Raw genomic sequence first — 12,845 nt, 5'->3', positions numbered from 1 at the left:
ACTCCTTTCCGGGCAACGGCGTGCATGGCCTTCACACGTTCGGACGGCCGCGATCGCGGCCCGACGGACAGCCCGACGGGCAGCTCGCACGACGGCCGTACGACGGCCCGACGGAAGCCGCGAAAAAAGTTCTCCGAACCCGCGTAATGCTCGGCCCGCACCTCGCTCTCCCCTGCGTACGGATCCGTACCGAGAGGAGAAACGGACATGCATCACACCGTGGTCGAACGGGAGCTGGAACTGAAGCTCGTCCTGTCACCGGAGCGCAGCATCCCGGTCCCGGCGCGGCTCAGCTACCGCAGCGACGACCCCTTCGCCATCCACATCGGCTTCCACATCAACTCGGAGTACCCCGTCCACTGGACGTTCGCCCGCGAACTCCTCGTGGAGGGTGTGTTCCGGCCGTGCGGGCACGGGGACGTGCGGGTGTGGCCGACGAAGGTGGGCGGGCGAAGCGTCGTCCTGATGGCGCTGAGTTCACCCGACGGTGACGCCCTCCTGGAGGCGCCCGCGGCGCAGGTGTCGGCCTGGCTGGAGCGGACGCTGCGGGTGGTGCCGCCGGGGACCGAGGGTGAGCAGCTCGGCCTGGACGAGGCGCTGGCCGAGTTGCTCGCCCCGCTGCCGGCCGACGACCTGTGGCTGCGAGACCCGTGGCCGTCCGACGAGTCGAAGGACGGTGAATGACCGCGCGCGGCTGGTGCCGGCCGGTCTCAGAACAGCTTGCCGGGGTTGAGGATGCCCAGCGGGTCGAAGGCCTGCTTGATCCGCCGCTGCATCTCCATGCCGACGGGACCCAGCTCGCGAGCCAGCCACTCCTTCTTCAGCACGCCCACGCCGTGCTCGCCGGTGATGGTGCCGCCCAGTTCCAGGCCGAGCGCCATGATCTCGTCGAAGGACTCGCGGGCGCGCCGCGCCTCGTCGGGGTCGGCCGCGTCGAAGCAGACCGTGGGGTGGGTGTTGCCGTCGCCTGCGTGGGCGCAGACCCCGATGGTGAGCCGGTACTTCTCGGCGATGCGCTCGACGCCCTCCAGCATGTCGCCGAGCCGGGAGCGGGGCACGCACACGTCGTCGATCATCGTCGTGCCCTTGACCGCTTCCAGGGCCACCAGCGAGGACCGCCGGGCCTGGAGGAGGAGTTCGGATTCGGCCGTGTCCTCGGCCGGGACGACCTGGGTGGCGCCGGCGGCCTCGCACAGCGCGCCCACGGCGGCGAGGTCTGCGGCCGGGTCCGGGGTGTCGAAGGCGGCGAGGAGGAGTGCCTCCGTGGTCTCCGGCAGACCCATGCGGGTCAGCTCGTTGACCGCCTTGACCGTCGTACGGTCCATCAGTTCGAGGAGGGAGGGGACGTGGCCGTCGGCCATGATCCGGCAGACGGCGTCGCAGGCGGCGGCAGCGGAGGCGAACTCGGCGGCCAGGACGAGTTGCCGCGGCGGCTGGGGCTTCAGCGCCAGGGTGGCCCGCACGACGACGCCCAGTGAGCCCTCGGAGCCGACGAAGAGGCGGGTGAGGTCGTATCCGGCGACGCCCTTGGCGGTGCGGCGGCCGGTGGACATCAGGCGGCCGTCGGCGAGGACGACGTCCAGGCCGAGGACGTACTCGGCGGTGACGCCGTACTTCACGCAGCACAGGCCGCCGGAGGCGGTGCCGATGTTGCCGCCGATGGTGCACATCTCCCAGCTGGAGGGGTCCGGCGGGTAGGACAGTCCGTGCTCGGCCACGGCGCGGGAGAGGACCGCGTTGACGACGCCGGGTTCGACGACGGCGATGCGGTCGACGGGGCTGATCTCCAGGATGCGGTCCATCTTCGTCAGGGAGAGGACGAGGCAGCCGTCGGAGGCGTTGGCGCCGCCCGACAGGCCGGTGCGGGCGCCCTGCGGGACGACCGGCACGCGCAGTTCGGTGGCGGTGCGCAGGACGTGCTGGACCTGTTCGACGGTGCGCGGCAGCACGACGGCGGCCGGGGTGCCGGCCGGGCAGAAGCTCGCCATGTCGTGCGCGTAGGCGGCCGTGACATCGGGGTCGGTGAGGACCGCCTCGGCGGGCAGGCCGTCGAGCAGTCGGTCGAGGAGGTTGCCGGTCACCTCGTCGCGGGGGGCTTCGATACGGCTCATGATCACAGCGTCGCACCCGCCGCCATCGGTGTGAACCCCGTCTGCGGCACCCGGCGGATACCGACCCGCGGTCCTCGCGCTGACGCACAGTGAGCGCCATGGAGAGCGCTGCCGAAACCGTCGCCGAAGCCAGTGAAGCCGCCGATTCGCCGCCAGGGACGGGGCCCGGAGAGTCGCAGGCCCGCTCCCGGCCGCGCCGGCGCGTGCTGATCGGCTCGCTGGCCGGCTGCCTGGTGCTGGGCGGGGTCCTGCTGTGCCTGCCCGGCGAGGGCGCGGACCGGACCGCGCCGGCGCCCGCTCCTGGTGCTCAGGCGCAGGCCGCGGTCCGTACCGGGGTGGCCGCCGCGCTGCCCGACCTGGCGGTACTGATCGGCGAGCGTGAGGCCCGGGTGCGCGCGCATCCGAAGGACGCCCGCTCCTGGGCGGTCCTCGGCGCCGCCTACGTCGAGCAGGGCCGGCGCACCGCCGACACGGCCGCCCACTATCCGAAGGCCGAACGGGCGCTGCGGACCTCCCTGTCGGTGCGGCCGGCGAGGAACACGGAGGCGCTGGTCGGTCTGGCCGCCCTCGCCAACGCCCGCCGTGACTTCCCGGCCGCACGGTCCTGGGGCGAGGCCGCGCGCAAGGCGGCCCCCCGGCGCTGGACGGCCTATCCGCAGCTGATCGACGCCTACACCGGACTCGGCGAGCACAAGAAGGCGAAGGCCGCGCTGGACCGGCTGCTGGAGCTGCGCTCGGGTCCCGCGGTGCTGGCGCGGGCGGCGGCCGTCTACCGGGACCGGGGCTGGCGCGAGGACGCGGCGGCGGCGCTGTCGGACGCGGCGGCCGGGGCCGTCTCCCCCGCCGAACGGGCGGCGTACCTGGAGCGGGCCGGGCAGCTCGCCTGGGAGCGCGGTGACCGGGAGGCGGCGCTGCGGCACTTCCAGGAGGCGGTGCGGCTCGATCCCGACCAGCGGGCCGCGCAGGCCGGGCAGGGGCGGGCGCAGGCGGCGCTCGGCCGGACCTCGGAGGCGCTGAGCGCCTACCAGGTGGCCCTCGCCAAGCAGCCGCTGCCGCAGTACGCGCTGGAGCTGGGTGAGCTGTACGAGTCGCTGGGGATGGCCCAGGCGGCGCGGGTGCAGTACGACCTGCTGCGCGACCGGGTCCGGGAGGAGGAGGCCGGCGGGGTGGACGGGCAACTGCTGCTGGGCTGGTTCGAGGCCGACCACGGGGATCCCGCGGTGGCGGTACGGCGGCTGGGCGCGCTGTGGCAACGCCGGCCGGCGATCGAGGTCGCGGACGCGCTGGGCTGGGCCCTGCACCGGTCCGGGCGGCACGAGGAGGGGCTGCGGTACGCCGTGATCGCCACCGACCGGGCGCACGACGGTACGGTGCGCAGCGCGCCGTACATGTACCACCGGGGCATGATCGAGCGGCAGTTGAGGCGGGACGGGGCGGCGCGGCGGCATCTGGCGGAGGCGCTGCGGATCAACCCGTACTTCTCCCCGCTGCACGCGCGGACGGCCCGCACGGCGCTGGTGGCGCTGGGCGAGCCGTCGATGGCGAAGGTGCCGAAGTTCTCCTGATGGGAGGCCGTTTCGGCAACCGGCCGCTACAGGTTGCCGCGCTTCTCCTGCTCCCGCTCGATCGCCTCGAAGAGGGCCTTGAAGTTGCCCTTGCCGAAGCCCATCGAGCCGTGGCGTTCGATGATCTCGAAGAAGACGGTCGGGCGGTCCTGGACCGGCTTGGTGAAGATCTGGAGCAGGTAGCCGTCCTCGTCGCGGTCGGCGAGGATCTTCAGCTCGCGCAGGGTGTCGACGGGCACGCGGGTGTCGCCGACCCACTCGCCGAGGGTGTCGTAGTAGGAGTCGGGGGTGTCGAGGAACCGGACGCCGGCGGCGCGCATGGTGCGGANNCGCGCCGCCGTAGAACTCCAGGTACTCGTCGATCTGGGACTTCTTCTTCGCGACGGCGGGCTCGTTGATCGGGAACTTGACCTTGAGCGTGCCGTCGGCGACGACCTTCGACATGAGGGCGCTGTACTCGGTGGCGATGTCGTCGCCCACGAACTCCTTCATGTTGGTGAAGCCCATGACGTTGTTGTAGAAGCCGACCCATTCGTTCATCCGGCCGAGTTCGACGTTGCCGACGCAGTGGTCGATCGCCTGGAAGGTGCGGTGGGCCGGCGGTTCGACGATCGGGCTCGCGGCCACGTAGCCGGGCAGGTAGGGGCCGTCGTAGCCGCCGCGCTCGACGAGGGTGTGGCGGGTCTCGCCGTAGGTGGCGATGGCGGCCAGCACCACCGTGCCGTGCTCGTCCTTCAGCTCGTAGGGCTCGGCGACCGAGCGGGCGCCGTGCTCCAGGGCGTAGGCGTACGCGGCGCGGGCGTCCGGGACCTCGATGGCGAGGTCGACGACTCCGTCGCCGTGCTCGGCCACGTGCTCGGCGAGGAAGTGGCCCCAGGTGGTGGCGGGCTTGATCACCGAGGTGAGCACGAAGCGGGCGGAGCCGTTCTCCAGGACGTAGGCGGCGGTCTCGCGGCTGCCGTTCTCCGGTCCGGAGTACGCGACCAGCTTCATGCCGAAGGCGGTGGAGTAATAGTGCGCCGCCTGCTTGGCGTTGCCCACGGCGAAGACGACCGCGTCCATTCCCTTGACCGGGAAGGGATCGGCCTGCCGGGCGGTGTCGGGAGTGTGGTGTGTGGTCTGCGTCATAGCCGAAGCCTCACCCCCACCCTGCAAGGTGCGCAATAGTTCGCTCTACCACTGGTCAGTCTGTTCAGTGGTACGGCGGTTTCGGCGGCGTTTCTGTACAGGGTGACCATCTGGGAGGCGGATGTGGCGATCGATCAGCTGGACGGCCGGATCATCGTGCTGCTGGCACGGGAGCCGCGGATCGGCGTGCTGGAGATGTCCCGGCGGCTGGGGGTCGCCCGGGGGACCGCGCAGGCGCGGCTGGACCGTCTTCAGTCGAATGGAGTCATCCGCGGATTCGGTCCGCAGGTGGACCCGGCGGCGCTCGGCTACCCGGTCACCGCGTTCGCCACCCTCCAGATCCGGCAGGGTCAAGGGGCCGACGTACGGGCCCACTTGGCGACCGTCCCGGAGATGCTTGAGCTGCACACCACCACCGGCACCGGGGACATGCTGTGCCGGCTGGTGGCCCGCTCCAACGCCGATCTCCAGCGGGTCATCGACCGGGTCGTCGGTTTTGATGGCATTGTCCGGGCCTCCACCGCGATCGTGATGGAGAACCCCGTTCCGCTGCGGATCATCCCGCTGGTGGAGCAGGCGGCGGACACACGGGAAGGGCCGGGCACAGCGACGGGGTGAGGGCGTGTGAGCTTCTGGGAGTACGTGGGCAACCGGCACCAGCAACTGCTCACCGACGCCTACCAGCATGCCAGCGCCGTGTTCCAGTGCATGGTCCTGGCGACCCTGATCGGCGTGCTGCTCGGGGTCGTCACCTACCGCAGCGACTGGGCCGGGAACCTCGCCACCACGGCCACCTCCACCATCCTCACGGTCCCGTCCCTCGCCATGATCGGTCTGCTGATCCCGGTCGTCGGCCTGGGCGTGCCGCCGACGGTGATCGCGCTGACGCTGTACGGGCTGCTGCCGATCGTGCGGAACTCCATCGTGGGCCTGCGGGGCGTCGATCCGTCCCTGGTGGACGCGGCCAAGGGCATCGGGATGTCCAGGGTGATGCGGCTGGCGCGGGTCGAGCTGCCGCTGGCCTGGCCGCCGATCCTGACCGGTATCCGGGTCTCGACGCAGATGCTGATGGGCATCGCGGCCATCGCCGCCTACGCCTCCGGGCCCGGCCTCGGCAACGAGATCTTCCGCGGCCTGGCCTCCCTGGGCAGCAAGAACGCCCTCAACCAGGTCCTCTCGGGCACCCTCGGGATCATCGTGCTGGCCCTGCTGTTCGACGCCGCGTACGTCCTTCTCGGACGGCTGACGATTCCGAGGGGGATCCGTGTCTGAGTCCCATGGCGCCGCGATCGAGCTGGAGAACCTCACCAAGCGCTACCCGGGCAGTGCGAGCCCGGCCGTGGACAACGTGAACATGGAGATCAAGGCGGGCGAGATCGTCATCTTCGTCGGGCCGTCCGGCTGTGGGAAGTCGACGACCCTGAAGATGATCAACCGGCTGATCGAGCCGAGCGGCGGCCGTATCCGCATCGGCGGCGAGGACGTCACCGACATCGACCCGGTGAAACTGCGCCGCAAGGTCGGCTACGCGATCCAGGCCTCGGGGCTGTTCCCGCACATGACGGTCGCGCAGAACATCGCGCTGGTGCCGAAGATGATCGGTTGGCCGAAGGGCCGGATCAAGGACCGGGTGGAGGAGATGCTCGACCTGGTCGGGCTGGACCCCGGGGAGTTCCACCACCGCTATCCGCGCCAGTTGTCCGGCGGCCAGCAGCAGCGGGTCGGCGTGGCGCGGGCGCTGGCGGCGGATCCGCCGGTGCTGCTGATGGACGAGCCGTTCGGCGCCGTGGACCCGATCACCCGCGACCACCTCCAGGACGAGCTGATCCGGCTCCAGCACGAACTGCACAAGACGATCGTGTTCGTCACCCATGACTTCGACGAGGCGATCAAGCTCGGCGACCGGATCGCCGTGCTGCGCGAGCGCTCGCACATCGCCCAGTTCGACACCCCGGAGGCGATCCTCACCAACCCGGCGGACGACTTCGTGTCCGGGTTCGTCGGCGCCGGTGCGGCCCTGAAGCGGCTCAACCTGACGCGCGTACGGGATGTGGAGATCACCGACTATCCGACGGTGAGCGTCGACGATCCGCTCCAGGCCATCTTCAACCGGATCCGGTCCAGCGGGACCAACGAGATCCTGCTCCTCGACAAGCGCGGGCGGCCCTACAAGTGGCTGCGGCGCGGCGACCTGATGCGGGCGAAGGGCTCGCTGGCCCGCGCCGGCACGCTCGTCACGGACACGGTGACCCGGGACGCGACCCTGCGGGACGCCCTGGAGGCGGTGCTCACCGACAACACCGGGCGGGTCGCGGTCACCGGGCGGCGCGGCGCGTACATCGGGGTCGTCGACATGGAGACGCTGATGAACTCGGTGCACGAACTGCTGGAGGCCGACCGGCTGGAGGCGCTGGAGGCCCAGCACGAACTGGAGGAGGCCCGAGCCGCGCAGACGCACGCGGAACAGGAGGGCCCCGGCGGGGAGGCGAAGGCGTGAGCACCCGCGAACGGGACGACCGGCTGGACGACGGGGCGGACGACCGCCTCGACGACCGGCTGGACCAGGAGGGGGAGCCCCCGGCTCCGCCGGCCGCTCCCCCGCGCCGCCGCATCGGCTGGCAGAAGCTGACCCTCGTGCCCGCCTTCCTGGTCGTGATGCTCCTCGCCACCTGGCTGTGGTTCGCGCAGGCCGAACTGGACCCGCTCTCCGAGAACGCGCTGGCCGACGGGCAGGTGTCCAAGGCGCTGTGGCAGCACATCCAGCTGACGGTGATCTCCACCTTCTTCGTGCTGATCATCGCCATCCCACTGGGCATCCTGCTGACCCGGCCGGCCTTCCGCAAGGCCACCCCGGTCGCGATGACCTTCGCCAACATGGGCCAGGCGACCCCGGCGATCGGTCTGCTCGCCCTGCTGGTGATCTGGCTGGGCATCGGCCGCCGGGCGGCCCTCATCGGGATCATCGCCTACGCCATCCTGCCGGTGCTCTCCAACACCATCGCGGGCCTGAAGGCGAACGACCCGTCACTGCTGGAGGCCGCCCGCGGCATCGGCATGTCCCCGCTCGGGGTGCTCAACCGGGTGGAGCTGCCGCTGGCGGTGCCGCTCATCCTGGCCGGCGTCCGTACGGCGCTCGTCCTGAACGTCGGCACGGCGACCCTGGCGACCTTCGGCGGGGGCGGCGGACTGGGCGTACTGATCACCACCGGCATCACCAACCAGCGCATGCCGGTCCTGGTGCTGGGCTCGGTCCTGACCGTGGCCCTGGCCCTGCTGGTCGACTGGCTGGCCTCGCTGGCCGAGGTACTGCTGCGTCCGCGCGGCCTGGAGGTGGGACAGTGAGAAGGGTGCCGTTCTGTCTCGCGGGGCTGCTGATGCTGGCCTCCGCCTGCGGCCTGACCAGCGGTTCCCCCATGGTCGACGACGTCTCCCCCGGCTCGATCGGGCAGGGCGAGCCGCTGAAGGGCGCCGACCTCACCGTGACGTCCAAGTCGTTCACCGAGAGCCTCATCCTCGGCGCGATGATGGGCATCGCCTTCGAGGCGGCGGGCGCGGAGGTCCTGGACCGGACCGGCATCCAGGGTTCCATCGGCGGCCGCGAGGCGATCCGCAAGGGCGACGCCGACGCCATGTACGAGTACACGGGCACCGCCTGGATCACGTACCAGGGCAACAGCGAGCCCATCACCGACCCGCTGAAGCAGTGGCAGGCGGTGCGTGACGCGGACGTGCGCAACGGGGTGACCTGGCTGCCGCAGTCCCGGCTGAACAACACCTACGCGCTGGCCATGAACCAGGCCAGCTTCAAGAAGTACGGCACGAGGACGCTGTCGGAGGTGGCCGAGCTGTCCCGGTCGGACCCGAAGGCCGTCAGCCTGTGCGTGGAGAGCGAGTTCGCCAACCGCGCGGACGGACTGCCCGGCATGCAGAAGGCGTACGGCATGAAGGTGCCGGCGGACCGGATCACGCAGATGGACACCGGGATCATCTACACCCAGACGGCGAAGGGCAGTTGCACCTACGGCGAGGTCTTCACCACCGACGGCCGCATCAGGTCCATGCGCCTCGCGGTGATGGCCGACAACAGGAAGTTCTTCCCCAACTACAACGCGGCCCCCGTGATCAACAGCAAGACCTTCGAGAAATGGCCGGCCATCGCCGAGGTCATCGACCCGGTCACCGCGAAGCTCGACAACGCGGTCGCCCAGGAACTGAACGCGAAGGTGGATGTGGGCGGGGAGGACCCGCACCAGGTCGCCCTGGACTGGATGAAGGCGGAGGGGTTCGTGAAATAGGGCGGGTTCTGTGTAAAGCGGGGCCGTCAGCAGCTCGGGACGGAACCGTCGCCCTTCTCCAGGGCGGTCAGGGCGCTCACCGCGCCCTTGAGGGTGGACACCGGGATCAGCCGCAGGCCCTCGGGAAGTTCTGACCTGGCGTCCGAGCACTCCGCCTTCGGCACCAGGAACACGGTCGCCCCGTCCCGGCGGGCGGCCTGCGTCTTCAGGGCCACCCCGCCGACCGCGCCGACCTTGCCGTCCGCGTCGATGGTCCCCGTACCGGCGATCGTACGGCCGCCCGTGAGGTCGCCCCCGCTGCCGTCGCCGTCGAGCCGGTCGATGATCCCCAGGGAGAACAGCAGGCCCGCGCTGGGGCCGCCGACGTCGGCGAGCTTCAGCGTGACCTCGATGCCGTCGTCGGTGCGGTCGAGGTAGCGCAGGGCGGCCTCGGTCGCGGTGTCCTGGGACTCCTCCATCTGCTCGGTGTTGTACCGCTCGATCTCCTTCGTGCTGTCGCCGGCGGGATAGACCGAGTCACGCGGCATGACGGCCTGGTCGGTACGGAACCAGCCGTCGACCACATCGGCCAGGGTGATGTCCGCGTCCGGGCCGGTCGCCTCGATGGTCGTCATCCGCAGCTGCCCGGTCGTGTCACGGGTCGGCGCGCCGGAGATCGTGATGACGGGCGTGCCCCTGTTCTCACCGAGCACGTTCGCCGTCATCCCCGGCTGCGCCACCGAGAACGGCAACGGGGCCAGCCCCACGGTGGCGAACAACGCCACCAGCGGAAGCGCGCAGACGGCAAGGGCCCGGGGACGTGTGAGGCGTGAGAGCACGGGGTCAATCTAACGCGACTGCCGACGCGGCCCCGTCGCGGGCCGTGCGCGGCCTGAGCCTGCGGCTGCCTGCCCCAGTGCCTCAGGGCCTGGGGGAGGCACCCCGTTCGCGCCGGGCCGCGCGACCCACCCCTCACCACAACGCCCCTCGGCACGCTCAGCCGCGCGGTCAGCGCAATGCCTCCGCCACCTCCCGCGCCGCGTCCATCACCCGCTGCCCCACCCGTTCCGGCACCGCGTCGGCCAGCATCACGACGCCCACGCTGCCCTCGACGCCCGTCACGCCCAGCAGAGGCGCCGCCGCCCCGCTCGCGCCGGCCTCCAGTTCGCCGTGGGTGAGCGTGTAGCCGGGCTCCCCGGAAGCCGTCCGCTGCCGGGCGGAGAGGATCGCCTTGCCGGCCGCTCCCCGGTCCAGCGGATGCCGGAACCCGGCCCGGTAGGCCACGTGATAGTCGGTCCACGTCGGCTCGACGACGGCGACGGCCAACGCCTCCGCCCCGTCGACCAGGGTCAGATGGGCGGTCGCCCCGATGTCCTCGGCCAGCGACCGCAGCGCGGGCAGCGCGGCCTCGCGTACCAGCGGGTGCACCTGCCGCCCCAGCCTGAGCACGCCGAGTCCGACCCGGGCTCGTCCGCCCAGGTCACGTCGGACGAGGGCGTGCTGCTCCAGGGTGGCGAGCAAGCGGTACACAACGGTCCGGTTGACGCCCAGTTTGTGGGAAAGCTCGGTGACGGTCAGCCCGTGGTCCGTATCGGCCAGCAGTTTGAGGACCCTCAGTCCCCTGTCGAGCGTCTGGGAGGTCTCCGCGGTCACGACGCCCACTCCTTAAGTAGTGAGGGGTCGGCGGCCTTCACAGCGGCGGATGCGTCGCCGAGTCCCGTCAGCGACGCGCGTCAGAGGCCGCCGATCGGCAGAGGGGCCCGGCGTGTCCGGACCCGGTCGCTTCACGGCTGCGCTCCGCGGCGGCGCTGCCACGGGGCGTGTGCGTAGCGGGACAGTAGCGAAGCAGGTTCGCTGAGCGGAAGGCTCCGTCCAGAATCCGGTCACTGGCCGGTATGGACTACCTGTGTTTGTCCCTATACGTACGGTGCGCGACGGGCGCCGAGCGCCCCCTGCCGACGTGCCGGTGGACGCCCCGAGGCGTCACTTCATCCGGGTCGCCCACTCCTGCACCTTGGCGATGCGCTGCCGCAGCTGCCCCGCCGTCGCCTCCGCGCTCGGCGGACCGCCGCACACCCGGCGCAGCTCGGTGTGGATGACGCCGTGCGGCTTGCCGCTCTGGTGGACGTACGCGCCGACCATCGTGTTGAGCTGCTTGCGCAGGTCCATCAGCTCCTTGTGGGAGACGACCGGCCGCCGCTCGGCCGGCAGCTCCAGCAGGTCGGCCTCCCCGTCCGGCTTCTTGCGGCTGTGCGCGATCTGCTTGGCCTGCCGCTTCTGGAGCAGCATCTGCACCTGGTCGGGCTCCAGGAGTCCGGGGATGCCGAGGTAGTCCTGCTCCTCCTCGCTGCCGGGGTGGGCCTGCATGCCGAACTCGGCGCCGTTGTACATGACCCGGTCGAAGACGGCGTCGGACTCCAGCGCCTCGAAGGGCAGCATGTCCTGGTCGCCGGTGTCCTCGTCCTGCTGCTTCTCGGCTTCCTGGAGGAGCTTGTCCTCCTCGGCGTACGGGTCCTCCTCGCCGTCCTTCTTGGGCTTGTCGAGGACGTGGTCGCGCTCGCGTTCCATCTCGTTGGCGAAACCGAGGAGGTCGGGCACCGTCGGCAGGAACACGGACGCCGTCTCGCCGCGCCGCCGCGACCGGACGAAACGGCCGACGGCCTGAGCGAAGAAGAGGGGCGTGGAGATGGTGGTGGCGTACACGCCGACCGCGAGGCGCGGCACGTCGACGCCTTCCGACACCATCCGCACCGCGACCATCCACCGGTCGTTGCTCGCGCTGAACTCGTCGATCCGGTTCGAGGCCCCGGTGTCGTCGGACAGGACGAGGGTCGCCTTCGACCCGGTGATCTCCCGGATCAGCTTGGCGTAGGCGCGGGCCGAGTCCTGGTCGGAGGCGATGACCAGGGCGCCCGCGTCCGGGATGGCCTTACGGACCTCGGTGAGCCGCTGGTCGGCGGCGCGCAGCACGCTCGGCATCCACTCGCCGCGCGCGTCCAGCGCCGTACGCCAGGCCTGGCTGATCGCGTCCTTCGTCATCGGCTCGCCGAGGCGTGCGGCGATCTCGTCGCCGGCCTTCGTGCGCCAGCGCATGTTGCCGCTGTAGGAGAGGAAGATGACGGGCCGCACGACGTTGTCCGCGAGGGCGGAGCCGTAGCCGTAGGTGTAGTCGGCGGACGAGCGCCGGATGCCGTCGTTGCCCTCCTCGTACGCCACGAAGGGGATCGGGTTGGTGTCGGAGCGGAACGGCGTACCGGTGAGCGCGAGCCGCCGCGTGGCCGGCTCGAACGCCTCCAGGCATGCCTCGCCCCAGGACTTCGAGTCACCGGCGTGGTGGATCTCGTCGAGGATGACGAGGGTCTTGCGCTGCTCGACGCGGTTGCGGTGCAGCATCGGCCGCACGCCGACGCCCGCGTACGTCACGGCGACGCCGTGGTAGTCCTTGCTGAGCGGCCCGGCGCTGTACTCGGGGTCCAGCCGGATCCCTATCCGCGCGGCCGCCTCCGCCCACTGCTTCTTCAGATGCTCGGTGGGCGCGACCACGGTCACCTGCTGCACGACGTGGTGGTGCAGCAGCCAGGAGGCGAGGGTCAGCGCGAACGTCGTCTTCCCGGCGCCGGGGGTGGCGACGGCGAGGAAGTCGCGCGGCTGCTCCTGGAGGTATCTCTCCATCGCCCCCTGCTGCCAGGCACGCAGCTTGCTGGCGGTACCCCAGGGCGCCCGGCCGGGAAAGGCGGGAGAGAGGTGGTGGGAGGTGGGGGTGGAGG

At 71.1% G+C, this 12,845-nt stretch carries 11 protein-coding genes and 1 pseudogene; 7 read left to right on the top strand and 5 right to left on the bottom strand.

The window, feature by feature from the left end; all coding sequences use genetic code 11:
* Window positions 1-207 precede the first annotated feature (207 nt).
* Window positions 208-684: an SsgA family sporulation/cell division regulator gene (locus BZL64_RS20615; RefSeq protein WP_086770679.1), complete on the top strand. Its 477-nt coding sequence runs from the start codon at window positions 208-210 to the stop codon at window positions 682-684.
* A gap of 26 nt (window positions 685-710) precedes the next feature.
* Here BZL64_RS20615 and BZL64_RS20610 read toward each other — a convergent pair whose 3' ends face one another.
* Entirely contained in the window at window positions 711-2,117 is a 1,407-nt protein-coding gene (locus BZL64_RS20610; RefSeq protein ID WP_086770678.1) for an FAD-binding oxidoreductase, read from the bottom strand.
* A 92-nt stretch (window positions 2,118-2,209) separates the two neighbouring features.
* Between BZL64_RS20610 and BZL64_RS20605 the strand changes: the two genes are divergently transcribed.
* Complete coding sequence (locus BZL64_RS20605; protein WP_107430330.1) at window positions 2,210-3,676, top strand: tetratricopeptide repeat protein; 1,467 nt, start codon at window positions 2,210-2,212, stop codon at window positions 3,674-3,676.
* A gap of 26 nt (window positions 3,677-3,702) precedes the next feature.
* Here BZL64_RS20605 and hppD read toward each other — a convergent pair.
* A pseudogene (hppD, locus tag BZL64_RS20600) lies at window positions 3,703-4,804 on the bottom strand (4-hydroxyphenylpyruvate dioxygenase).
* 123 nt (window positions 4,805-4,927) lie between these two features.
* Between hppD and BZL64_RS20595 the strand changes: the two are divergent.
* Genes BZL64_RS20595 through BZL64_RS20575 form a run of 5 tightly spaced genes read left to right on the top strand, consistent with a single transcriptional unit; the run spans window position 4,928 to window position 9,099 of the window.
* Window positions 4,928-5,422: an Lrp/AsnC family transcriptional regulator gene (locus BZL64_RS20595; protein WP_208639482.1), complete on the top strand. Its 495-nt coding sequence runs from the start codon at window positions 4,928-4,930 to the stop codon at window positions 5,420-5,422.
* A 6-nt stretch (window positions 5,423-5,428) separates the two neighbouring features.
* Window positions 5,429-6,076, top strand: a complete 648-nt coding sequence (locus BZL64_RS20590; RefSeq protein WP_086770675.1) for an ABC transporter permease — start codon at window positions 5,429-5,431, stop codon at window positions 6,074-6,076.
* Entirely contained in the window at window positions 6,069-7,301 is a 1,233-nt protein-coding gene (locus BZL64_RS20585; RefSeq protein WP_086770674.1) for a betaine/proline/choline family ABC transporter ATP-binding protein, read from the top strand. The genes BZL64_RS20590 and BZL64_RS20585 overlap by 8 nt, the downstream gene beginning before the upstream one ends.
* 59 nt (window positions 7,302-7,360) lie before the next feature.
* The gene (locus BZL64_RS20580) at window positions 7,361-8,146 is read left to right on the top strand and encodes an ABC transporter permease (protein ID WP_244205421.1); all 786 of its coding nucleotides are present in this window, start codon (window positions 7,361-7,363) and stop codon (window positions 8,144-8,146) included.
* A gap of 32 nt (window positions 8,147-8,178) precedes the next feature.
* A complete protein-coding gene (locus tag BZL64_RS20575) occupies window positions 8,179-9,099 on the top strand; it encodes a glycine betaine ABC transporter substrate-binding protein (protein WP_086770680.1) in 921 nt (306 codons plus the stop codon).
* A 26-nt stretch (window positions 9,100-9,125) separates the two neighbouring features.
* Here the strand turns inward: BZL64_RS20575 and BZL64_RS20570 are convergent, their stop codons facing one another.
* The 3 genes from BZL64_RS20570 to BZL64_RS20560 form a co-directional block, all read right to left on the bottom strand.
* On the bottom strand, window positions 9,126-9,917 hold the full coding sequence (locus BZL64_RS20570) for a YlbL family protein (RefSeq protein WP_086770672.1): 792 nt from the start codon (window positions 9,915-9,917) through the stop codon (window positions 9,126-9,128).
* 169 nt (window positions 9,918-10,086) lie between these two features.
* Window positions 10,087-10,731 (bottom strand): IclR family transcriptional regulator, encoded by a 645-nt coding sequence (locus BZL64_RS20565; protein WP_086770671.1) that lies wholly within the window; start codon window positions 10,729-10,731, stop codon window positions 10,087-10,089.
* A gap of 330 nt (window positions 10,732-11,061) precedes the next feature.
* Window positions 11,062-12,845 (bottom strand): DEAD/DEAH box helicase (locus tag BZL64_RS20560; protein WP_086770670.1); only part of this gene is annotated, 1,784 nt, incomplete at its 5' end.

Origin of the sequence: Streptomyces bobili (assembly GCF_002154575.1) — a bacterium.
Lineage (GTDB): Bacteria > Actinomycetota > Actinomycetes > Streptomycetales > Streptomycetaceae > Streptomyces > Streptomyces bobili.
Note: the sequence above shows the minus strand (reverse complement) of the source record. Positions and strands in the feature narration are given on the sequence as shown.

Coding starts and splice junctions, on each gene's coding strand:
- BZL64_RS20615 (WP_086770679.1), top strand. CDS start 208: ATGCATCACACCGTGGTCGAACGGGAGCTGGAACTGAAGCTCGTCCTG.
- BZL64_RS20605 (WP_107430330.1), top strand. CDS start 2,210: ATGGAGAGCGCTGCCGAAACCGTCGCCGAAGCCAGTGAAGCCGCCGAT.
- BZL64_RS20575 (WP_086770680.1), top strand. CDS start 8,179: ATGCTGGCCTCCGCCTGCGGCCTGACCAGCGGTTCCCCCATGGTCGAC.